Raw genomic sequence first — 19,716 nt, 5'->3', positions numbered from 1 at the left:
CGCGAAACGGATGTACATCGGAGCGGTCAATGACGCGGCGTCGTCCACCGAGGTCGGCGAGCGCGGACGACCTCCTGATAACGCTCGGGCGTCTCACCGCACAGGCGCGGGAGAGCGCGGAGCTGCAGAGGGCCCGTGTGGACCTGGCCGAGGCGCTGCAGCGGGACATGCTCCCCGCGGCCCTGCCGTCGCTGCCGGGACTGCGGACTGCGGCGCGGTACACGCCCGCGCGCGACGGACTCGACATCGGCGGCGACTGGTTCGACGGCTTCGTCATGCCCGACGGCTCGCTCGGGTTCTCCATAGGGGACGTCCAGGGACACGACGTCGAGGCGGCCGCCTTCATGGGGCAGATCCGTATCGGGCTGCGCGCGGTCGCCACGGCGTCGACCGACCCCGGCGAAGTGCTGAGCCGGGCCAACGACCTGCTCATATCCGTGGCTCGCGAGCTCTTCGCGACCTGCACCTTCGTCCGCTTCGATCCGGCGACCTGGGTCCTCGAGAGTGCCCGGGCCGGACATGTCCCCGCCGTCTGGGCCACGGCCGACGGCTGCTGCGGCGCCACTCAGGACGACGGAGGGCTGCCGCTGGGCATCCAGCCGGGCGAGGGCTACCCGGTGACCAGACGCAGGCTGACGCAGGCGGGGGCGTTCGTCCTCGTCACTGACGGGGTGATCGAAGGCCCGACCGTCCCGATCGACACGGGGCTCGAGCGGGTGACCGGCCTGGTCGGTGCCGGTACGGGCGCCGGGGCCGGCGCCGACGAGCTGGCCGCCGCGGTGATGACGGCGGCCGAGTTCACCGACCACACGGACGACGCCGCCGTCCTCGTCCTGTGCCACGAGGCCTCCCGACCCGACGCCATCGGCTGACGTCACGCCCGGAGAGTGTCTCGGCAGGCGGCCCGGCGGGGGACGTTGTGTGATGGCAGGTGTGGTCCGCACCAGGGAACTCCGGCACACCGGGGCAGTCGTCCTGCTCATGCTCTCCGTCGCCGCCGCCTACTACGTGGCGGGGCGCCTGGGGCTGACGCTGCAGGTGGTCGTCGAGGGCGCGGTGGTCACTCCGCTCTGGCCGCCCACCGGTATCGCTCTGGCCGCCCTGATCTGGTTCGGGCTGCGGATCTGGCCGGGGATCGCCCTCGGCACCTTCCTCCTCATCCTGGCTCTCGGCCCCATCAGATCCTTCGCCATCGGCGTCCTCGCAGGGAACTGCCTCGCCCCGGTCTGTGCCTACCTGATGCTGCGCAGGGCGGGCTTCCGCGAGGAACTCGACCGGCTCAAGGACGGGCTGGCGCTCGTGTTCCTGGGCGCCTTCGCCGGGATGCTGATCAGTGCGACCATCGGGACCGGCGCTCTGGTGCTCGCGGGCATGCTCGCACCGGGCAGCTTCTGGCCGATCTGGTCGGCGTGGTGGGCGGGCGACGCCATGGGGGTCCTCGTGGTCACGCCGCTGCTGCTGGTGGCCCGGAAGGTGCGGTGGCCCTTGGCCCTCCGTCCCGCCCGCTGCGCGGAGGCCGTGCTCCTCCTGCTCAGCGTCGCCGCCGTCACGTTCGTGACCACCACGAGCTCCCTCGCCGTGCTCTTCCTCGTCTTCCCGCTGCTGATCTGGGCTGCGCTGCGCTTCCAGCTCCCCGGCGCCGCCCCGTGCGTCCTGGTCGTGTCCGTGCTGGCCATCTCGGCGGCGACGGACCGGGCGGGGCCCTTCGCCGGGCACAGCCTCCTCGAGGTCATGGGCACTCTCCAGGCGCTCAACGCGTCCGCGGCGCTCACCGGCCTGCTGCTGTCGGCGATCGTGACCGAGCAGTACACCGTCCGCCGCAAGATCGAGCTGGCCTGTGCCGAGCTGGCCGAGGTGGTCGACCGGCTCTCGCCGGGCACGGCGGTCCGCAGATGGCCGCCGGACGACTCCCGCCGCTGAGCTCCCGCCCCGGCGTGACCGCGGTCCCGCTCCGGTCCTGCCTGCCCTTGTGCCCCCGTCGCCTTGCGCTCGTCAGGCCCAGGGTGCGAAGCCCACCCCGCGCCCCTCCTCGTCCCGCTGGATCTCCAGCAGCCCTTCGACCGCTTCCCGGTCGATCGGCCCGTACACGTGCGGGAAGAGCGTGCCCGGGGCGACGCCCGGCGGTGGGGAGGAGCCGGCCGGCTCCAGGCGGACGGGACAGCGGAGCTTGGACTCGTCGATGAGCAGGGCCATCAGCGGGCCGGGGGTTTCGCGGTGGTACGCGCTGACGACGGCGAGCGTCGTCGGCTCGTCGGGGGAGCAGTGGACGAAACCCTCGGCGACGAAGGACTTCGGTGCGTACGGCCGTTCGGGGATGGCGAGCCAGTCGTCGAGCGGGGCCACATGGATGATCACTGTTCAGTTATAGCCCGCATCGGACCGGGGCGGCCCGCGGGAGCCCCGCCGGCCCGGGGCGGGCCGGCCGTCGGGTCCCGTCGTGCGCTCGTCAGGCCCGGACCACGGCCACGCCGGCCTCCTCGAAGCGCGCGACCGTCTCGTCGGAGACGGCCGCGTCCGTCACCAGTGTGTCCACCTGGTCCGTGCCGCAGATACGGGCGAAGGCACGGGCCGCCAGTTTCGTCGAGTCGGCGGCGACCACGACCCGCTGGGCGCGCTCGCAGAGCAGCCGGTTGATCGCGGCCTCGTCCTCGTCGTGCGCCGCCGCACCGTGGACCACGTCGAAGGCGTCCACGCCCAGCACGGCGACATCCATGGTGATCTGGCTGAGCACTCCGTCGGCGAGCGGGCCGATGAGCTCGTACGACTGCGGGCGCGCCACCCCGCCCGTCACGACAATCTTGAACTGCGGCCGGATCGCCAGCTCGTTGGCGATGTTGAGGGCGTTGGTGACGATCGTGAGCGCGGGCGAGCCCGTGGCCAGGTCGGGTCGCGCGGCCAGCGCCCTGGCGACCTCCGTGGTCGTGGTGCCGCCCGTGAAGCCGACCGCTTCGCCGTGGGAGATGAGCCCGGCGACCGCCGCGCTGATGCGCTGCTTCTCCGCCGCGCGCCGGGACGTCTTGTAGCGCAGGGGGAGTTCGTACGAGACCCCGTGGACGACCGCGCCTCCGCGGGTGCGTACGAGCATCTGCTGCTCGGCGAGCTGGTCGAAGTCACGCCGGATCGTCGCGGCCGAGACGTCCAGTGCAGCCGCGGCCTCCTCGACGTCCAGCCGCCCCTGCTCGACCAGTAGTTCCAGCAGTGTTTTCCAGCGGGCGTCGCGGGACATCAACAGCTCCGTTCCTCGAATGGTCGACGTGACCTTAGCGCACGCCACTCTGCGCGAATGCTTGAAGATGATTGAAAGCTCGCGCTATCTTGCAAGAATATGCACGCAGCGCTCGTGGGGCGTCGCACTCGAAAGGTGGAGCAGGGGCATGAGTCATGTGGCGGAAGAGCTGGCGAGCCAGCCGCACTGCTGGGAGCGGGCCGCGGAACTGGCGGCGAGCCGGGCGGGGATACTCCCGGCGGCGGGTGAACGGGTGGCGTTCGTCGGCTGCGGGACCTCGCTGTTCATGAGCCAGGCGGCGGCCGCGCTGCGCGAGGGTGCGGGCCAGGGCGAGTCGGACGCCTTCGCGGCCTCCGAGTTCCCCGAGGGCCGCCACTACGACCGGGTGGTCGCCCTGACCCGCTCCGGCACCACCACCGAGGTGCTCGAACTCCTCGGCCGGCTGCGCGGACGGACCCGCACCACCGCCCTCACCGCCGACCCGGCGACGCCCGTGATGTCCGCCGCCGACGATGTCGTCGTCCTCGACTTCGCCGACGAGAAGTCCGTGGTCCAGACGCGCTTCGCCACGTCGGTCCTCACGCTGCTGCGCGCGCACACCGGACTGCACACCGAAGCCGCCGTGGACGACGCCAGGGACGCGCTCGCCGAGCCCCTGCCCGACTGGCTCACCGGCTGCAAGCAGTTCACCTTCCTCGGCCGCGGCTGGACCGTCGGCCTCGCCAGCGAGGCGGCGCTCAAGGTGCGGGAGGCATCGGCGTCCTGGGCCGAGGCGTACCCGGCGATGGAGTACCGGCACGGCCCCATCAGCGTCACCACCCGCGGCACGGCGACGTGGATGATCGGTGACGCGCCGTCGGGGCTGGCCGACGAGGTGCACGGCACCGGCGGTATGTGGGTGGCGGGCGGCCTCGACCCGCTGGCCGAGCTCGTACGGGCCCAGCGCCTCGCCGTCGCCGTCGCCGTCGCACGCGGCCTCGACCCGGACCGCCCGCGCCACCTCACCCGCTCAGTCATCCTCGCCGGAGACTGACCGATGCCGCTCGCCGAAACCGGAACGCTGGTCGCCGAGGCCGCCGCGGAGTGCCGCGCCGTGGCCGCGTTCAACATCATCACGCTCGAGCACGCCGAGGCCGTCGTCGCGGGGGCGGAGTCCGCGGCCTCCCCGGTCATCCTGCAGATCAGCGAGAACGCGGTGAAGTACCGCTACGGACGGCTCCGTCCGCTCGCCAGGGCCGCGGTCGAGGCGGCCCGCGAGGCCGCCGTACCCGTCGCGCTCCACCTCGACCACGTCAAGAGCGGGAACCTGCTGCGCCAGGCCGCGGACGCCGGGTTCAGCTCGGTGATGTACGACGCGTCGCACCTGCCGTACGAGGAGAACCTCGCGGCGACCCGCGCCGCGGCCGACTGGGCGCACACCAACGGTCTCTGGGTCGAGGCCGAGCTGGGCGAGGTCGGCGGCAAGAACGGTGCGGCGCCGCTGGACGCCCACGCGCCGGGGGCCCGCACCGACCCGGACGAGGCGCGGGCCTTCGTCGAGGCGTCCGGTGTGGACGCACTGGCCGTCGCGATCGGCAGCTCCCATGCGATGACCTCCCGCACGGCCTCCCTCGACCACGAGTTGCTGGGCCGGCTCGACGGGGCGATCGGCGTGCCGCTGGTGCTGCACGGTTCCTCGGGCGTCCCGGACGGGGAGCTGTCGGCCGCCGTGTCCGGCGGAATAGCGAAGGTCAACATCGGGACCGCGCTGAACATCGCGATGACGGCGGCCATCCGTGAGTATCTGGCGGCCCATGCCGACGCGGTGGACTCCCGGAAGTATCTGTCCGTCGGCAGGCGGGCGATGGCCGAGACGGTGACCGAGCTGATCGGGGTGCTGCGGGGAGCGGGGGAGCCGGTCGCCCGGTGACGGAGGCCTACGGGCCCGGTGACTCCGGTGACGGGAGGACTCGGGCCCGGTGACTCCGGTGTCCGCCGACCGGGTGACCGTCGGCGGAAATTCGGTTGCCCGTCCCGCGGGGCGTCTGCTGCACTGCCGACACCAGCCGGGACCCGGCAACAGACCAAGGAGCGGGTAATGCGCACTGCGTTCATGTCCAACGCGAAGGGAATTTCCGCCAATTCGAAGGACATGACACGCAGTGCGCACACTGAACCTGGGAATTCTGGCGCATGTCGACGCCGGTAAGACGAGCCTGACCGAGCGGCTGCTGCACGCCGCCGGTGTCATCGTCGAGATCGGCAGCGTCGACGACGGTAGTACCCAGACCGATTCACTGGAGCTGGAGCGGCAGCGCGGCATCACGATCAAGTCCGCCGTCGTCTCCTTCGCCATCGACGACATCACGGTCAACCTCATCGACACCCCCGGACACCCCGACTTCATCGCCGAGGTCGAGCGGGTGCTGAGCGTGCTCGACGGCGCCGTCCTGGTCGTGTCGGCCGTGGAGGGCGTGCAGGCACAGACGCGCGTGCTGATGCGTACGCTGCGGCGCCTCGGCATTCCGACGCTGGTGTTCGTGAACAAGATCGATCGCGGTGGGGCGCAGTACGTGGACGTGCTGCGGAGCGTGTCCACGGGACTGGACCCGGCGATCGTCGCGATGGGAGCGGCCGGCGGACTCGGCACCGCCGACGCCCGGTTCACGCCGTACACCGGCGCCGACAGCGCGTTCACGGCCCGGCTCGCCGATGTGCTGGCCGACCACGACGACGCGTTCCTCGCCGCGTACGTGCGGGACGAGTCGGCCGTCTCGTACCGCAGGCTCCGCGACGAGCTCGCGGCGCAGACCCGACAGGCCCTGGTGCACCCGGTGTTCTTCGGGTCGGCCATGACGGGCGCGGGCGTGGATGCGCTGATCGCCGGCATCAGGGAACTGCTGCCGGCGGCCGAGGGCGATGCGGAGGGTCCCGTGTCCGGCACGGTCTTCAAGGTCGAGCGGGGTCCGGCGGGGGAGCAGATCGCGTACGTGCGCATGTTCTCGGGCACGGTACGCACCCGGGACCGGCTGCCGCTGCGCGTCGGCGACGAGGGCAAGGTCACCGCGATCAGCGTCTTCGACCGCGGCTCGGCCGACCGCCGCGAGGCGGTCACAGCGGGGCGGATCGGCAAGCTGTGGGGGCTCGGCGGCATTCGCGTCGGCGACCCCGTCGGCGTGCCCCGCGCCTCGGACGCGGACCGGCGTCATTTCGCGCCGCCGACGCTGGAGACGGTGGTCGTGCCCTGCCGCCCGTGCGACAAGGGCGCGTTGCACACCGCGCTCTCCCAACTCGCCGAGCAGGACCCGCTGATCGATCTGCGGCAGGACGACATCCGCCAGGAAGTGTCCGTCTCGCTCTACGGCGAGGTGCAGAAGGAAGTCATCCAGGCAACGCTCGCCAACGACTTCGGTGTCGACGTCACCTTCCGCGAGACGACGACCGTCTGTGTCGAGCGGCCGGCCGGTGTCGGTGCGGCCGTCGAGTTCAAGGAACAGAAGCCGGACAACCCCTTCCTCGCGACGGTCGGCCTGCGCGTCGAACCCGCGAAGGTCGGCGCCGGTGTGGAGTTCCGGCTGGAGGTCGAGCTCGGATCGATGCCGTACTCCTTCATCAAGGCGGTGGAGGAATCGGTCAGGGAGACCCTGCAGCAGGGTGTTTACGGATGGCAGGTTCCCGACTGCACGGTCACCATGACGCATTCGGGCTACTACGCGCGCCAGAGTCACGCACATGCCGTCTTCGACAAGAGCATGTCCAGCACTGCCGGCGACTTCCGCGGTCTCACACCGCTGGTCCTGATGAGCGCGCTGCGCGAGGCCGGCACCTGTGTGCACGAGCCGCTGCACCGCTTCCGGCTCGAAGTCCCCGCGGACACGCTCGGACCGGTCCTCTCCGCACTGGCGCGACACCGTGCCGTTCCGCAGGACACGGCGCTCCACGGAGCGACGTACGTGCTGGAGGGAGAGGTTCCGGTGGGCCGGGTGCACGGCCTCGAGCAGCGGCTGCCGGGCCTGACCCGCGGTGAAGCCGTACTGGAGTGCGCCTTCGAGCGGTACGCACCGGTCAGCGGCGCTCTTCCGACCAGGCCGCGCACGGACCGCAATCCGCTGGACCGCAAGGAGTACCTGCTGCATGTCGTACGGCGGGTGTGACAGCACGCGTCGTCCGCAGGCCCGTTCCGCCGAGACAGGAGACCGATGTCGGACACCTCACCCACCACGCCGCACCGGATGGACCCCGCCGGAGGCTGCCCGCACGCGGACAACGCACGGCTGCTCGCGCGGGGAGCCGTGGCCGCGGTCGTACTCCCCGGCGAGGTGGCGGGCATGGCCGTGCTCGGACACGACGCGCTCAGGGAGTTCCTCGCCCATCCGGACGTCGCCAAGGGCGCCGAGCACTTCACCGCCCTGAGCGAGGGGCACATTCCCGACGGCTGGCCCTTGATGACCTTCGCGACCGTGCAGGGCATGACGACGGCCGACGGCGCCGACCACCGGCGGCTGCGGGCGCTGGTGAGCAAGGCTTTCACCGCGCGCCGGGTGGAGGAGCTGCGGCCGCGCGTCGAGACGGTGACCGCCGAACTGCTCGACGGCCTGGAAGCGGCCGCGGCCGGGTCGGGCGGAGCCGCGGATCTGCGGCGGCACTTCGCCATGCCGCTGCCGATGGGCGTGATCTGCGGGCTGCTCGGCGTGGACACCGGGTACGCGGACCGGCTGCACCGGCTGTCGCACAAGGTCGTCGCCACCGACATCGGACCCGAGGAGGCGATGGCGGCCAACAAGGAGCTCGTCGAGGTGCTCTCCGCGGTCGCCGCCGCCCGCACGGCCGATCCGGGTGACGACCTCACCAGCGCACTGATCGCGGCGCGCGAGGAGGACGGTGACCGGCTCAGCCGCCACGAGCTGCTCGGCACCCTGCTGCTGATGATCATCGCCGGGCACGAGACCACCCTGAACCTGATCACCAACGCCGTGCGCGCCCTGTGCGCCCACCGCGAGCAGCTCGCCCTCGTGCAGGACGGGAAGGCGAGCTGGGCGGACGTGGTCGAGGAGACCCTGCGCTGGGACAGCCCGGTGAGCTACTTCCCGTTCCGCTATCCGACGAAGGACCTCCCCCTCGACGGAACCGTCATTCCCCGGGGCACACCGGTGCTCGCCGGATACTCGGCCGCCGGGCGCGACAAGGCCGCGCACGGCCCGGACGCGGACCGCTTCGACCTCACCCGCGGCACCGCGTCCCGTCACCTCTCGCTCGGCCACGGCCCGCACTACTGCCTGGGCGCCCCGCTGGCCCGGATGGAGGCGACCATCGCCCTGGAGCGGCTGTTCACCCGTTTCCCCGAACTGGACCTGGCCGTTCCGGAGGCGGAACTGCCGCGTCACGCCAGCTTCGTGGGCAACAGCGTGGAGAAGCTGCCGGTGCGGCCACGCCCGTGAGCCGGCCATGACCCGGTCGGAGTGAGCCGATGGTCGGCGCCGGCTCGCCCGGGCGCCGGGGCCCGGGGTCTGCGACCCTGAAGTGATGCCGGGGCACCGGCGCGGATCAGCAAGGAGAGACGATGGCTGGACAGTTCGAGGCGACCGTCGTGATCGACCGCCCTGTCGAGGAAGTCTTCGCCTTCCTCGCCGACGGTGAGAACGATCCGAAGTTCAGCCCGAGGGTGCAGAGGATGGCGAAGACGACGGACGGCCCGACGGCCGTCGGGACCGTCTACCGCAGCAAGGTCAAGGACGCCGGGATGACGACGGACCGGGAGTTCCGGATCAGTGCCTTCGAGTCGCCGCGCAGGATCCGCTGGACCGAGATCTCGAAGAACATCGTGACGGCTCCCGAGGGTGGTTACGACCTGGAGGCCGTCGACGCCGGCCGGACCCGGCTGAGGGTGTTCAACACCCTGGAGGGCCACGGCCTGGGCAAGCTGCTCGTCGGGTTCGCCCTGAGCGCCGCGCGCAAGGACGCGGACGCCTTCGCGCACCGCATCAAGGCGGCCGTCGAGGCATCCTGACGCGCGGCCCCGCCCTCCCGAATCGAGGGCTCTTCCCCCGTGTCCGCTTCCCCTGCGCCTGGGCGGGCGCGGGGGGAGCGCCCACGCGTTCGGCGCCCGGGCGGCAGCGGGTCCGAGGGTGTCATGTCACCCCCAGACGGCTGAGCTGGGCCTCCTCACGCGTCCTGCTGCGGCGCGCCCGGGATCTCGGCCCCCGACGGCATGCCCGCCGCGACGTATGCGTCGTAGTACGGCTGCCACGGCTCGGCCGACTCGCTGTGGGGGCCGCCGGCCCCGGTCCCGGCGAGGTGCTTGTCGAGCTCGCTGAGGCAGACGCTCCAGCCCGCGGCGTTGCGGGCCGCGGTGTTCTCGGCGCCCAGGACGTTGGTCAGCGTCAGCCGGCACCCCGAGTCGCCCTCCGGCGCCACCTCCAGGTGGATCTCGTCGCCCTCCCAGGTGAAGGCGAGCCGGTGCGGCGGCTCGAAGACGAGCACGGTCCCCGTCGTCTCGTACATGTGGGGATCGTCGGAGAACTCGATCTTCCCTCCGGCCTGCGGCTCCAGCCGCACCGTCGACGGGAACCAGTGGGCGAGGCCCTCCGGCTCGGAGACAGCGGCCCAGACCCGCTCGACGGGGTGCGCGTACGAGCGCTGGAACTGGACGGCCGGACGGCCGTCGAAGGTGATGAAGGTCCCGCGGTTCATGATGGCTCCTCTGTGCGTTCGCCGCCGCCGTCGACCTGGCCGACCTCGTCGAGGTAGCGGTCGAGTGCGTCGAGTCGTTCGTTCCACAGACGCCGGTAGGGCGCGAGCCAGGCGTCCAGCTCCGCGATCGGGCCGGGCTCGATCGCGTAGATGCGCTGCTGCGCCTGCTTGGTCACCCGGACGAGCCCGGCCTCCCGCAGCACCTTCAGATGCTTCGACACATTGGGCTGGGACTGCCCGAGCACCTCGACCAGCTCGCCGACCGCCCGGTCGCGGTCGCGCAGCAGATCGAGCACGGCCCGCCGGTGGGGATCCACCAGGGCCGCCCAGATGGCGTCCGTCATGGCTCGAATATGCGTCACCGGTTATATGCCTGTCAAGGCATGTAGGAGAGGCGCTCGCCCGCCGTCTCCTCCTCACGGCGGCGCACGCCCAGGTCAGGCGCCCTTGGCCGCAGGCGAGTCGAGACGCAGTCGCAGCTGCTTCTCCCCGTCGCCCGACACCTCGTGCTCCACCTCGACCGCGAAGCCCGAGGTGAGCGCCTTGGCCAGCCGGTCCACCGCCGGATACGAGCCGGACAGCTCAGCCGCCACGGGCTCGCCGAGCGCCGTGGGGGCCACCGGTCCTGCCGTGTCGACGGGCGACACGTCATAGGTGGCCATCCAGATCGTGGGGTGGCCGCCCCGGCCCAGCCGGTGCGGGTGCTCCTCGGCGTCCCGATCGCAGGGGTACGCCGTGAGCAGCGCGCCGAAGACGGCGTCCGCGTCCTCAGGTGCGCCGCTGAGCTGCACCGATACTTCCTCGCCGTGCTTGTCCGTCGCGGTCACGCTGATCCCTGTCCTCTCATGCCCTGGGGCCTCACTCTCCAAGGTCCCACCTCGCGCCCCGCACAGCACGAGCAGAGCCTCGTCCGGGTGGCGGCGGCTCGGGACGGCTGCTCAGCCCTGCGCCGGCACCTCGCGGGTGCGCGTCCAGCACAGCAGCTCCTCCGCGGACCATGTGTTGATCACCCGCGCCTCGGGCACCCCGCACTCCTCCGCCCGTGCGCAGCCGTTGATCTGCCAGTCCAGCTGGCCCGGAGCATGGGCGTCCGTGTCGATCGCGAAGAGCGTTCCCGCGTCGACCGCCCGTCGCAGCAGCCGCCGCGGCGGATCCAGCCGCTCCGGCCGGCTGTTGATCTCCACCGCCGTCCCGTGCTCCGCACACGCGGCGAAGACCTCCTCCGCGTCGAACTCCGACTCCGGCCGGCCCCGACCGCCGTCACGTCCTGTCAGCAGCCGCCCGGTGCAGTGCCCCAGCACGTCCACCAGCGGATTCCCGACAGCGGCGATCATGCGCCGCGTCATCGGCCGTGCCTCCATGCGGAGTGTGGAGTGCACGGACGCCACCACCACATCCAGCCGGTCCAGGAGTTCCGGCTCCTGGTCCAGCGAGCCGTCGGGCAGGATGTCGCACTCGATCCCGGTCAGCAGCCGGAACGGCGCCCAGGTGCGGTTCAGTTCGGCCACGACGTCCAGCTGCTCCCGCAGCCGGTCCGCCGTCAGCCCGCGCGCGACCTTCAGCCGCGGTGAGTGGTCGGTGAGCACGGCCCACTCGTGGCCGAGCGCTGCCGCGGCCCTGCCCATCGCCTCGATAGGACTGCCCCCGTCCGACCAGTCCGAGTGCAGATGGCAGTCGCCGCGCAGCGCGGCGCGCAACCGCGTCCCGGCAGCGCCGTGGACGGGCTGCGCGCCCGACCCCTCCTCCAGCCGCCGCAGATACGCGGGCACCTCACCGGCCAGAGCCTCCCGCACCACCTGCGCGGTCTTCGGTCCGAGGCCTCGCACCGCCTCCAGCGATCCGGTCGCGGCACGCTCACGGACCATGTCCTCGCCGAGTGCCGTGACGGCTGCCGACGCGGTACGGAAGGCCCGTACCCGGTAGGTGGGAGCCCCGGAGCGCTCCAGCAGGAACGCGATCCGGTCCAGTGCCTCCACAGGGTCCATGGCGGTTCGGTCTGCTACGTCCCGAGCACCGACAGGATGTTGCCCGCCGGGTCCTTGAACCAGGCGATCTCCGGGCCCCGGCCGCGGTGGATGCCCTTCTCGTCCTGCTCGAAGCCCTCGTAGCGCTCGAACGTCACGCCGCGCGCGACGAGTTCGCCGACGGCCCGGTCGATGTCGGCCACCGGGAAGTTGAGCAGGGTGAACGTGGCGGGCGTGTGACCGTCCTTCGGGTACACCAGCACGTTCGTGTCCCCGGCGAGGTGCAGCGTCAGAAGTCCGTTCTCCTCGGAGACGCGCAGACCGAGTGTGCCGCCGTAGAACTGCTTCGCCTTCTCGAGGTCGTCGACCGAGAAGCCGCTGAATGCCCTGCTGTCACCCAGCATGGTCCGTCCCTCCGTCGTCGCTGCGGCACCGTGCTCCCATGGTCCTCCGGGGGCCGGTCATCAGCGACCGACGAACTCGCGCGCCAGTCGGTTGCCCAGGGTGACTGCGGCACTGTGGGACTCGACCGGTGAGACCCGCGAGTCGCGGAACACGATGTACGTGACACCGGAATTGACGCCGCCGGTCTGCGGATCGGGATCGATGCCCAGCGCGTCGGCCGTGGCCCACGAGGCCTCGCCGATGATCTTGCTCGGTCCGACGTCCCCGACGACCGCGTACACCACCCTGCCGCGATAGATGACGGCCGCGACGCTGCCGGCGCGTATGCCGGAGTCGCTGTAGTCCCAGCGCGAGCTGGGTGCCGGGACCACGACGAACGGGATGAACTCGGAGCTGAGCGGATCACCCTCGGAGTCCAGGACCGCCGTCGCGTCCTGGAAGTAGGGGTCCGTGTCGCTGTTGCACTCCTCCGTGGGCCATCCGTCGCAGTCGATGTCCATGTCCGCCTTCCAGAACACGGCATCGCTCGTGCCGCAAACCGGGATGTCGGCGGGCTCGCCCTCGTCTATTCGGTACCGGCCGTCAGATATTCGGTCACATTCGCTGACCTGGGCCAGTAGCTCTGCCGCGCTCACCGAACCCTCGTAGTACGCGCGGGTGGAGGTGGAGGCGGAGGCGGGGAGAACGGTGGCGGCGAGCAGCGCCGCACTGGTGGCGGCGACCGCCTTGGAACGATGGGGCACGGGGTATGTCCTTCGCTTCGGGCGCGGCGGCTGTCAGCGGCCGTCGCGCATGTGGTCGCGTATGTGGTGACCGAGGCGGTCCAGAAAGATCCGCTGTCCCGGGACGAGCAGCTCGGCCGCACGCTCCAGGGAGAACCAGCCGACCCGGTCGACCTCGGGGAACTTGCTCAGCACGCCGGACCGCGGCGGCCATTCCATGGTGAAAGTGCCGGGAACCACCTGGTCGGGGTCGAGGTCGCCCTCGACCGCCCAGACGGTGACGACCTTGCCGCCGGGCTGGCGGCTCTCGCCGAGCGCCACGCGGTCCCCGTCGGGCACGGGCAGTCCGAGTTCCTCCTCGAACTCGCGGAGCGCGGCGGCCTCCGGCTCCTCGTCGGAGCCGTACTCGCCCTTGGGGATCGACCACGCGCCGGCGTCGCGGGCCGCCCAGAAAGGACCGCCCATGTGCCCGATCAGCACCTCGACGTCAGGTCCTTCGACCCGGAAGAGGAGAAGACCAGCGCTCTGCTTGCCCGACATGCCGTCGAGTCTGCTGCCGGCCTTCCGCCGCCGCCATCGCTGCCGAGCGGCTCCGATCGGCAGGAACGGCTCAGTTCTCCTGCTCGGACACCCGGGAAATGTCGACGGACTTGTCCGCCGGGGGAGTGGCGGAGGGAACCGGCTCGTCGTACGCGGAAAGGGTGATGCTGGCCTTCGCCGATCCCGCTGTCGTCTCCAGCCGCACCGGATAGGGCGTGCCCTCGGTGGCGACGTACATCGTCGTCGTCCGCCCCTGCCGCTTCCCGGTGACCGTGACGACGTCGACGCCGTCGATCTTCGTCGTCCCGCCCTTCGTGAGCGGGACCTTCATGTCGGGGGAGTCGGCGATCGAGTCCAGCAGACGGTCGAGGTCGCACACGTCGGCCATGCTCTTGAGCATGCTGTCCTTCGTGCTTCCGCGCAGGTAGCGGTCCTTGAAGAGCTCCGCGGCCTGCTCACCGGCCCCGGGCACCTGACTCTTCCAGAAGAGCTCGTCCGGCTTCATCCACACCGTGTCACCGCGCTTGATGATCTCGACGGAGCCCTTTGCGCCGGTGCTGACCGTGCCCGCGCAGTTCCCGTCGCGGTCCATCGTGAGATCGAGTTCGCTGGTGGAGCCCGCGGGGCGCAGATCGCCCTCCGTGCTGATGTGCACCGACGTGGCGCTCAGCATGGCCTCTTTCGCCCGGTCGGAGATCTGCTGGGCGCTGAGGGATTCGATGTCGTCGTCCGCGTGGGCAGGTGCGGCGCCCGCGAGTGCCACCGCGACCACGACCGCCACGAGCGCCTGTACAGACGTCCGTGCGGTGGGACGATGTCCGGTCACGCCGCTCGCCTCCCTGGCGTGTGATCCGTACCTGACGAGCGTACGTCGGCGGGCTGCGCCGCGCCCATCCGGGGGGCCGCGCCCCCCGTCGCACCCGTCCGTCCTCACCAGGCCACCGCCCCCGGCCACCGTCCCGGGGTGCGCGGGCGTCGGCGGAATCCCCCAGGGCTTCGACGGGAACCACCGCGGCCGCCGCAGCCGCGTTGCGTCACAGCCCGGGGCGCGGCAGGGTCGTAGATGCGAGTCCAAGGAGGACACAGCCATGCCCATCGCCACGGTGAATCCCGCGACCGGCGAGACGCTCAAGACCTTCGAAGCACTCGGGCCCGAGGCGATCGAGAGCCGCCTCGCCGCCGCCCACGAGGCGTTTCTGCAGTACCGCACCACCGGATTCGGCGAGCGTGCGCTGCTGCTCAAGAAGGCCGCAGGGCTCCTGGAGAAGGACCAGGAGGACATTGCGCGGACCATGACCACCGAGATGGGGAAACCGATCACGGCCGCGCGGGCCGAGGCGGCCAAGTGCGTCAAGGCCATGCGCTGGTACGCCGACCACGCCGAGGAACTCCTCGCCGACGAGCCCGTCGCGGAGGCCGACGTGAAGGACTCGGGCGCCGCCGTCGCCCACGTCCGCTACCGGCCGCTCGGCGTCGTCCTGGCCGTGATGCCGTGGAACTTCCCCCTCTGGCAGGTCGTGCGCTTCGCCGCCCCCGCGCTCATGGCGGGCAACACCGGACTGCTCAAACACGCGTCCAACGTCCCGCAGACCGCCCTCTACCTGGGTGATCTCTTCCATCGGGCCGGCTTCCCCGACGGCTGCTTCCAGACTCTGCTGATCGGCTCCGCGGCGGTCGAGGGCGTCTTGCGCGACCCGCGGGTCGCCGCCGCGACGCTCACCGGCAGCGAGTCCGCCGGCCGGTCGGTCGCGTCGGTCGCCGGCGACGAGGTGAAGAAGACCGTCCTGGAGCTCGGCGGCAGCGATCCGTACGTGGTGATGCCGTCGGCCGACGTCGACAAGGCCGCCAGGACCGCGGTCACCGCGCGCGTCCAGAACAACGGCCAGTCCTGTATCGCGGCCAAGCGCTTCATCGTCCATGAGGACGTGTACGACATGTTCGTCGAGCGGTTCACCGCCCGTATGGAAGGGCTCACCGTGGGGGATCCCCTGGACGAGTCCACCGACGTGGGCCCCCTCGCCAGCGAGCAGGGCCGTACCGACCTCGAAGTGCTCGTCGACGACGCCCTGCGCCTCGGCGCGCACGCGCTGTGCGGCGCCGGCCGGCCGGGGGAGCAGCCGCGCGGCTGGTTCTACCTCCCGACCGTCCTCACCGGGATCACCCCCGAGATGCGGATCCACCAGGAGGAGACCTTCGGTCCCGTGGCCACCGTGTACCGGGTCGGTGACCTGGACGAGGCGGTGCAGGTCGCCAACGACTCGCCCTTCGGACTGAGTTCGAACGTCTGGACCCGCGACGAGAGCGAAGTGAGCCGATTCGTACGGGATCTGGAGGCGGGCGGCGTGTTCGTCAACGGGATGACGGCGTCGCATCCCGCCATGCCGTTCGGCGGCGTGAAGCGCTCCGGGTACGGCCGCGAGCTGTCCGGCCACGGCATCAAGGAGTTCTGCAACACCACGACCGTCTGGCGGGGCACGGCACCAGAGCCCGCCCGGGCCGGCTGACCCCGGAAGCGGCGGGTCCGTCGTTCGAGACTTCCGATCCGTGGGCAGGAAACCCCTCGCATCCACCAGTGGGCGAGGGGCAGGAGCACACGGATCATGGAGCGGCAGACGGACTGGCAGTTTCTCGACGACCGCGGCCACTTGGCGACGGCGCCGCGGCGGCCGCGCAGAGCCGTCGCGTACATACAGGCCGGAGCGAGCCTCTGGGACCACGGCGTACTACCCGCCGGACTGTTCGGGTCGAACCACGACGGCGACGGGCCCGACCCGGTGAAGGCGGGAGGACTTCCGCTCGACGACATCGCGTACCTCGGCTCCGGCACCGCGCTCGACGCCGATGCGCTGCTCGGCGGCGACCCCGATCTCGTCGTCGCCGTCACCTACGGCGGGGCGCAGGTCTACGGGCTCGACCCCGACGCGGCCAAGCATCTCGAGGAGCGCGTGCCCCTGGTCGTACTCGACGTGGGCCAGGGCCGCTCGCTCGCCTCCGTCCGCGCCCGCTTCGCCGAACTCGCCCACGCGCTGGGGGCCGACGGCGAGCTCGCCATGGCCGGCCCCCTCGCCCGGGCGGAGGCCCGGCTTCGCGACCTGGCGGCGGCCGGGGCTCCCGATGCGCGTCCTGTGCTGCTCGCGCTGTCGCCCTCATCCGCGGACAGCGCGTATCTCGCGAAGCCGTACTCCTGGCCGGACCTGCGGGAACTCGCCGGCTTCGGCCTCGATCTGGTCGACCCGCAGGGCGGTCCGAGCACCAACTGGTTCACGGCCGACTGGTCCGACGTCGCCGCACTCGGCCCCCAGGTCCTCCTCGTGGACGTGCGCGCAAACGCCTATCCGCTCGAATCCCTGCGCACCGAAGCGGCCTGGCGGTCCGCCGCCTCCGGGACTCGCATCGTGCCGTGGAACCCGGAGGCCCCGTGCAGCGCGGGCGCGCACGCCCGGTTCTACGACCAGGTCGCGGACGCGGTCGAGGCGGCACGCGATGCGCGTCCCTGAGCCCGTACAGGACCGGGCCCGTCTGACATGATCGCGCCCCCATGGAGCAGCTGCAGGCACCCTCGATCGCCCCCACCAGGGAAAGTCGAGCGGCGGCGCTCCGGGCCCGTCGCCACAGCTTCTCCCGGCCAGAAAGCAGGCAGACAACAAGGGCGACAGGCACCCCGAGTTGACTCTTCCTTTCCGCGCTCCGGCAACCACCGCTTCCCGCCCTCAGCCGTGCAAGCGGCCGTCGGCTCCGGACGTCGGTGGGTCGGTGGGTCGGTCCGAAGGGTGCCGATCAGTGCGACGCGTGACGGACCAGGCAGAACGGATGCCCAGCCGGGTCGGCAAAGACGCGCCAGCTCCGCCCGTCGGGACCGTTGTCCAGAACCGTCGCACCCTGGGCCAGGACTTGCTCCTGGGCCCGATCCAGGTCCGAAACGCCGAAGTCCAGATGGAACTGCTGGGGTCTGGCAGGGTCCCGCCATCGTGGCGGCCGGTGGTCCGCTGCCCGTTGGAAAGCGATCACCAGTCCGGTCGGCGTGTGCAGCGTCGCCCAGTCGTCGCCGAGCGCCCACCGGCGGTCCTGCCGATTGACGGTCCCGCCAAGCAGCAGGTGGTAGAACTCGGCGAGTTCCCTGGGATCGGAACAGTCCAGCACCACACACTGCAGGTCAGCGATCATGGGGAGATCCTAGGCAGCCGCCGGCGTGTACTCGCCCTTGGGGCGGCCGGCAGAGCCGTGTCACCGGGGGCTTCGACAACCGGGGCGGCCGCGGCCGTGACCGCGGCCGCGCCAGTGCTGTCAGCCCTCGCGCAGCGTCGGCCCGCTCGCCGGCTCGCGTGTCATCGGGGGCTCGACGGGCGCCTTCGCGGCAGGGCGGAGGAGTACGGCCCGCGCCACCTTCGGGGCGAACAGCGAGGTGAGCGGTGAGGCCAGGGTCAGTACGGAGCGGAAGGCGGCACCCACGACGGGGTCGGTGGGGTAGCGCTCCTGGACGCGGCGCAGATACCAGCCGACGGGCCGGTCCAGGGCGCCGGTGGCGAGCGCGTTCCCGGCGGCCCCCGGCATCTTTCTGTCCGCGCCCGCCGAGATGTCCCACGCCTGGCGCGACGCATCGAAGAGTGCCTGCTGGACCCGGCGTGTCGTGGGCGTACGGCGTGGGTCGGCCAGCGTGTCGCGCAATGCCACGGCGCTCATCGCGGCGACGGCCATGCCCTGCCCGTAGACCGGGTTGAACGTGCACAGCGCGTCGCCGATCGCGAGGAAACCCGCGGGACGGCGGCCCGGACGGTCGTACCGGCGGCGGAGGTTCGTGGCCGACCGATGGCCGAAGAGCGGTGTCAGCGGCTCCGCCTCGAGCAGCCAGTCATGGATGAAGGGATGCGGCAGCCGGGCCGCGAAGGCGATGAACCCCTCCTCGTCCGTGGGCGGTTCCAGACCGCGCACCCCTGACAGGACCACGAGATGGGTGCCGTCCTCCAGGGGCAGCACTCCGCCGCCGTACACCTGCGAGGGGTTCGGGATGACGTAGTAGCCGAGCGCATGGGTGCCGAGGTGCTCGCCCTTGTTGCGGTAGATGCGCGAGGCGTAGGCGAGACCGGTGTCGATGGTCTCCTCCTCCGGGGCCTCGGCGCCGATCGCGCTCAGCCACTGCCCGGCGCGCGAGCCGCGGCCGGACGCGTCCACGACCATGTCGGCTTCCATGGTGCGCGGTTGCTCCTGGGACGGCCTCGCACCCTCGCCCCGCTCGCGCAGCAGCACTCCCCGAACGCGTGAGGGATCACCGGCCAGTCCGACGGCCTCCGTCGACGTGACGGTCGTGATGACGGGGTTGGCCAGCACCCGCTGCCGCACCAGATGCTCGATCTGGGCCCGGGAGCCGGTGTAGAGGTACGTCGTCGGGTCCGTACGGCGAAACCAGCGGCCCAGTTGCCACTGCACCATGTCCGACGGCATCCCCACCCGGGGCGCGCCCGCGGCCCTCAACTCGGCCATGAATCCCGGCAACAGGGAGTCCAGGGCCAGCTGACCCCCCTCCAGCAGCACATGGGCGTGGCGGCCCTGCGGCACGCCGGAGCGCGGCTGCGGGCCCTGGGGAAAGCGGTCGCGCTCGACGATCGTCACCTTGTCGGCGTGTCCGGCGAGCACATGGGCCGCGAGCAGTCCCGCGAGGCTTCCCCCGATGACGACGGCGTGGCGTCCGGAGGCTCCCTTGCGCCGCCAACTGTCGGTCCTTTGTGCGTGGTTCACGATGTCCGCCCCTCGTGGTCAGCGAGTCGATCCAGGCTGACCAGTATCTCCGGCCCGCACCGGCAGATCACGGGCGCCGAGCCGCAGGTGCTCGATGTGGTAGACGGCCTCGTCCAGGAGCTGGGCGACGTGGTTGTCGTAGAGGCTGTACTCGATCCGGCGACCCTGGCGCGTGCCGGTGACGAGCCCCAGCGCGCGCAGCAGGCGCAGCTGGTGGGAGACCGCGGACTGCTCCATCGCGACGGCTTCGGCGAGTTCGGTGACTCCGCAAGGGCCCTGCCGCAGGCGGGTGAGGATCATCAGCCGGGAGGGTGTGGCGAGTGCCTGGAGTGTCGCGGCGATGGTGGCGGCGGAGTCCGCGTCAAGAGTGGCCGCGGGGGTGATCCGGCCGTCGGCTCCGTGTCCCATGCCGCCCATCGTAGCCGGGCGATCCAATCGTATGAATGAAGAGCTCTTC

At 71.5% G+C, this 19,716-nt stretch carries 22 protein-coding genes; 9 read left to right on the top strand and 13 right to left on the bottom strand.

What is annotated here, in order from left to right:
* The first annotated feature begins 29 nt into the window (after positions 1–29).
* The gene (locus tag ACWCP0_RS35640; RefSeq protein ID WP_451082892.1) at positions 30–872 is read left to right on the top strand and encodes a PP2C family protein-serine/threonine phosphatase; all 843 of its coding nucleotides are present in this window, start codon (positions 30–32) and stop codon (positions 870–872) included.
* A gap of 61 nt (positions 873–933) precedes the next feature.
* On the top strand, positions 934–1,920 hold the full coding sequence (locus tag ACWCP0_RS35635) for an MASE1 domain-containing protein (protein ID WP_451082923.1): 987 nt from the start codon (positions 934–936) through the stop codon (positions 1,918–1,920).
* A gap of 72 nt (positions 1,921–1,992) precedes the next feature.
* On the opposite strand, the gene ACWCP0_RS35630 is transcribed toward ACWCP0_RS35635, so the two are convergent.
* Positions 1,993–2,355, bottom strand: a complete 363-nt coding sequence (locus ACWCP0_RS35630; RefSeq protein ID WP_451082891.1) for a DUF952 domain-containing protein — start codon at positions 2,353–2,355, stop codon at positions 1,993–1,995.
* Positions 2,356–2,446: 91 nt separating this feature from the next.
* Entirely contained in the window at positions 2,447–3,226 is a 780-nt protein-coding gene (locus tag ACWCP0_RS35625) for a DeoR/GlpR family DNA-binding transcription regulator (protein WP_451082890.1), read from the bottom strand.
* Positions 3,227–3,374: 148 nt separating this feature from the next.
* Here ACWCP0_RS35625 and ACWCP0_RS35620 point away from each other — a divergent pair, with 148 nt between their 5' ends.
* The 5 genes from ACWCP0_RS35620 (at position 3,375) to ACWCP0_RS35600 (ending at position 9,212) form a co-directional block, all read left to right on the top strand.
* Entirely contained in the window at positions 3,375–4,259 is an 885-nt protein-coding gene (locus ACWCP0_RS35620) for an SIS domain-containing protein (RefSeq protein ID WP_451082889.1), read from the top strand.
* Between the two features lie 3 nt (positions 4,260–4,262).
* Entirely contained in the window at positions 4,263–5,135 is an 873-nt protein-coding gene (locus tag ACWCP0_RS35615; RefSeq protein WP_451082888.1) for a class II fructose-bisphosphate aldolase, read from the top strand.
* Between the two features lie 232 nt (positions 5,136–5,367).
* Entirely contained in the window at positions 5,368–7,359 is a 1,992-nt protein-coding gene (locus ACWCP0_RS35610; protein WP_451082887.1) for a GTP-binding protein, read from the top strand.
* Between the two features lie 45 nt (positions 7,360–7,404).
* On the top strand, positions 7,405–8,643 hold the full coding sequence (locus ACWCP0_RS35605) for a cytochrome P450 family protein (RefSeq protein WP_451082886.1): 1,239 nt from the start codon (positions 7,405–7,407) through the stop codon (positions 8,641–8,643).
* 122 nt (positions 8,644–8,765) lie between these two features.
* The gene (locus ACWCP0_RS35600) at positions 8,766–9,212 is read left to right on the top strand and encodes an SRPBCC family protein (RefSeq protein ID WP_451082885.1); all 447 of its coding nucleotides are present in this window, start codon (positions 8,766–8,768) and stop codon (positions 9,210–9,212) included.
* A gap of 155 nt (positions 9,213–9,367) precedes the next feature.
* Here the strand turns inward: ACWCP0_RS35600 and ACWCP0_RS35595 are convergent, their stop codons facing one another.
* The 8 genes from ACWCP0_RS35595 to ACWCP0_RS35560 form a co-directional block, all read right to left on the bottom strand.
* A complete protein-coding gene (locus ACWCP0_RS35595; protein WP_451082884.1) occupies positions 9,368–9,895 on the bottom strand; it encodes an SRPBCC family protein in 528 nt (175 codons plus the stop codon).
* Positions 9,892–10,239 carry an ArsR/SmtB family transcription factor gene (locus ACWCP0_RS35590; protein ID WP_451082883.1) on the bottom strand — a complete coding sequence of 116 codons (348 nt, stop codon included), beginning with the start codon at positions 10,237–10,239 and terminating at the stop codon, positions 9,892–9,894. The genes ACWCP0_RS35595 and ACWCP0_RS35590 overlap by 4 nt, the downstream gene beginning before the upstream one ends.
* A 93-nt stretch (positions 10,240–10,332) precedes the next feature.
* Positions 10,333–10,722, bottom strand: coding sequence for a hypothetical protein (locus tag ACWCP0_RS35585; protein ID WP_451082882.1), 390 nt, complete (start codon positions 10,720–10,722; stop codon positions 10,333–10,335).
* A 111-nt stretch (positions 10,723–10,833) separates the two neighbouring features.
* Positions 10,834–11,880 carry a PHP domain-containing protein gene (locus ACWCP0_RS35580; RefSeq protein ID WP_451082881.1) on the bottom strand — a complete coding sequence of 349 codons (1,047 nt, stop codon included), beginning with the start codon at positions 11,878–11,880 and terminating at the stop codon, positions 10,834–10,836.
* 14 nt (positions 11,881–11,894) lie between these two features.
* Positions 11,895–12,263: a VOC family protein gene (locus ACWCP0_RS35575; RefSeq protein WP_451082880.1), complete on the bottom strand. Its 369-nt coding sequence runs from the start codon at positions 12,261–12,263 to the stop codon at positions 11,895–11,897.
* 60 nt (positions 12,264–12,323) lie between these two features.
* Positions 12,324–13,007 carry a glycoside hydrolase family 75 protein gene (locus ACWCP0_RS35570; RefSeq protein WP_451082879.1) on the bottom strand — a complete coding sequence of 228 codons (684 nt, stop codon included), beginning with the start codon at positions 13,005–13,007 and terminating at the stop codon, positions 12,324–12,326.
* A 33-nt stretch (positions 13,008–13,040) separates the two neighbouring features.
* A complete protein-coding gene (locus ACWCP0_RS35565; protein WP_451082878.1) occupies positions 13,041–13,526 on the bottom strand; it encodes an NUDIX domain-containing protein in 486 nt (161 codons plus the stop codon).
* A 70-nt stretch (positions 13,527–13,596) separates the two neighbouring features.
* Positions 13,597–14,352 (bottom strand): hypothetical protein, encoded by a 756-nt coding sequence (locus tag ACWCP0_RS35560; RefSeq protein ID WP_451082877.1) that lies wholly within the window; start codon positions 14,350–14,352, stop codon positions 13,597–13,599.
* A gap of 262 nt (positions 14,353–14,614) precedes the next feature.
* On the opposite strand from ACWCP0_RS35560, the gene ACWCP0_RS35555 reads away from it, so the two are divergent.
* Complete coding sequence (locus tag ACWCP0_RS35555) at positions 14,615–16,030, top strand: NADP-dependent succinic semialdehyde dehydrogenase (RefSeq protein ID WP_451082876.1); 1,416 nt, start codon at positions 14,615–14,617, stop codon at positions 16,028–16,030.
* 96 nt (positions 16,031–16,126) lie between these two features.
* A complete protein-coding gene (locus tag ACWCP0_RS35550) occupies positions 16,127–17,023 on the top strand; it encodes an ABC transporter substrate-binding protein (RefSeq protein WP_451082875.1) in 897 nt (298 codons plus the stop codon).
* A gap of 280 nt (positions 17,024–17,303) precedes the next feature.
* Here ACWCP0_RS35550 and ACWCP0_RS35545 read toward each other — a convergent pair whose 3' ends face one another.
* From ACWCP0_RS35545 to ACWCP0_RS35535, 3 genes are all read right to left on the bottom strand, one after another.
* The gene (locus tag ACWCP0_RS35545; RefSeq protein WP_451082874.1) at positions 17,304–17,690 is read right to left on the bottom strand and encodes a VOC family protein; all 387 of its coding nucleotides are present in this window, start codon (positions 17,688–17,690) and stop codon (positions 17,304–17,306) included.
* A gap of 120 nt (positions 17,691–17,810) precedes the next feature.
* On the bottom strand, positions 17,811–19,262 hold the full coding sequence (locus ACWCP0_RS35540) for an FAD-dependent oxidoreductase (RefSeq protein ID WP_451082922.1): 1,452 nt from the start codon (positions 19,260–19,262) through the stop codon (positions 17,811–17,813).
* A 15-nt stretch (positions 19,263–19,277) separates the two neighbouring features.
* Positions 19,278–19,667, bottom strand: a complete 390-nt coding sequence (locus tag ACWCP0_RS35535; protein WP_451082873.1) for an ArsR/SmtB family transcription factor — start codon at positions 19,665–19,667, stop codon at positions 19,278–19,280.
* Between the last annotated feature and the right edge of the window lie 49 nt (positions 19,668–19,716).

Source organism: Streptomyces sp. NPDC001970, assembly GCF_053594115.1.
This window is presented reverse-complemented; position numbering and strand designations above follow the sequence as displayed.

Excerpts from the sequence above, each read along its gene's own strand:
- ACWCP0_RS35590 (WP_451082883.1), bottom strand. The coding sequence starts at position 10,239 with ATGACGGACGCCATCTGGGCGGCCCTGGTGGATCCCCACCGGCGGGCC.
- ACWCP0_RS35555 (WP_451082876.1), top strand. The coding sequence starts at position 14,615 with ATGCCCATCGCCACGGTGAATCCCGCGACCGGCGAGACGCTCAAGACC.
- ACWCP0_RS35600 (WP_451082885.1), top strand. The coding sequence starts at position 8,766 with ATGGCTGGACAGTTCGAGGCGACCGTCGTGATCGACCGCCCTGTCGAG.
- ACWCP0_RS35545 (WP_451082874.1), bottom strand. The coding sequence starts at position 17,690 with ATGATCGCTGACCTGCAGTGTGTGGTGCTGGACTGTTCCGATCCCAGG.
- ACWCP0_RS35550 (WP_451082875.1), top strand. The coding sequence starts at position 16,127 with ATGGAGCGGCAGACGGACTGGCAGTTTCTCGACGACCGCGGCCACTTG.
- ACWCP0_RS35565 (WP_451082878.1), bottom strand. The coding sequence starts at position 13,526 with ATGTCGGGCAAGCAGAGCGCTGGTCTTCTCCTCTTCCGGGTCGAAGGA.
- ACWCP0_RS35605 (WP_451082886.1), top strand. The coding sequence starts at position 7,405 with ATGTCGGACACCTCACCCACCACGCCGCACCGGATGGACCCCGCCGGA.
- ACWCP0_RS35620 (WP_451082889.1), top strand. The coding sequence starts at position 3,375 with ATGAGTCATGTGGCGGAAGAGCTGGCGAGCCAGCCGCACTGCTGGGAG.
- ACWCP0_RS35640 (WP_451082892.1), top strand. The coding sequence starts at position 30 with ATGACGCGGCGTCGTCCACCGAGGTCGGCGAGCGCGGACGACCTCCTG.
- ACWCP0_RS35535 (WP_451082873.1), bottom strand. The coding sequence starts at position 19,667 with ATGGGACACGGAGCCGACGGCCGGATCACCCCCGCGGCCACTCTTGAC.
- ACWCP0_RS35575 (WP_451082880.1), bottom strand. The coding sequence starts at position 12,263 with ATGCTGGGTGACAGCAGGGCATTCAGCGGCTTCTCGGTCGACGACCTC.
- ACWCP0_RS35595 (WP_451082884.1), bottom strand. The coding sequence starts at position 9,895 with ATGAACCGCGGGACCTTCATCACCTTCGACGGCCGTCCGGCCGTCCAG.
- ACWCP0_RS35580 (WP_451082881.1), bottom strand. The coding sequence starts at position 11,880 with ATGGACCCTGTGGAGGCACTGGACCGGATCGCGTTCCTGCTGGAGCGC.
- ACWCP0_RS35625 (WP_451082890.1), bottom strand. The coding sequence starts at position 3,226 with ATGTCCCGCGACGCCCGCTGGAAAACACTGCTGGAACTACTGGTCGAG.
- ACWCP0_RS35615 (WP_451082888.1), top strand. The coding sequence starts at position 4,263 with ATGCCGCTCGCCGAAACCGGAACGCTGGTCGCCGAGGCCGCCGCGGAG.